Raw genomic sequence first — 927 nt, forward strand, 5'->3', positions numbered from 1 at the left:
TATGATGATGTTGCGTCAGCCTTTGCTGGTGTTGGTGATTCATTCACGAATATTCATAAAGAGCTTCAGAATGAGATTAATAAAGTTGTAGGAGATAGTCTTGTTAAGCAGGATGATGCTACGAAGGTAATCAAGATAGGTGGAGAAAAAGAGGGTAGTGCAATCACAATTGCAAACATGAATGGTGATACACGTAGTCTCTCTGGCGTGAAAGCGGGCACACTTTCTGAAGGTTCGACGGAAGCCGTGAATGGTTCTCAGCTTTATTCCTTGCATCAGACGCTAGCGATGTATTTAGGCGGAGGAGCTAGCTATGAAGGTGGCGAATGGAGGGCTCCGGAATTCAAGGTTGCGCAATTCAATTCTGATGGTAGTTCGTCAGCAAAGAAGATCTATCATGATGTAGCAGGAGCCTTTGATGGTGTCAGTGATGGTATGACGAGTATCAACGACCGTATTCATGATGTTGAGAAGAATGTGGCGAGCAATGGTTTGAATTGGAATGAAGAAGAAGGCGCGTATGATGCGAAGCATGATGGTAAGTCGAGTAAGATTACGCATGTATTGGATGGTAAGATAGAAGAAGGCTCGCAAGAAGTTGTTAATGGTGGTCAGCTTTGGAGCACGAATGAGAGAGTAAAAGATGTTGAAGACAAAGTAGATACGATAGATCAACATGTGAAAAATATTGAAGTAGCGGTAACAGATGGCGTTGTTAACTATGATAAAGATAGTGATGGTAAAAAGACCAATAGCATTACGTTAGTAGGAGGTAATGACAGCGAACCTGTTATGATAGACAATGTAGCGGCAGGGAAGATTGAAACAGGTTCTCAGCAAGCTGTTAATGGTGGTCAGTTACATGATTATACTGAAGAGCAGATGAAGATAGTTCTTGAAGATGCCAATAAGTATACGGATGAGAAA

Annotated in this window: 1 pseudogene; it reads left to right on the forward strand. The window is 41.9% G+C overall.

What is annotated here, in order from left to right:
- Nucleotides 1-927, forward strand: a pseudogene (locus ACFINA_RS09645) (hypothetical protein); the annotation flags it as partial.

Source organism: Bartonella sp. AC10YNML (assembly GCF_042196825.1).
In the GTDB taxonomy this organism is placed as follows: domain Bacteria; phylum Pseudomonadota; class Alphaproteobacteria; order Rhizobiales; family Rhizobiaceae; genus Bartonella.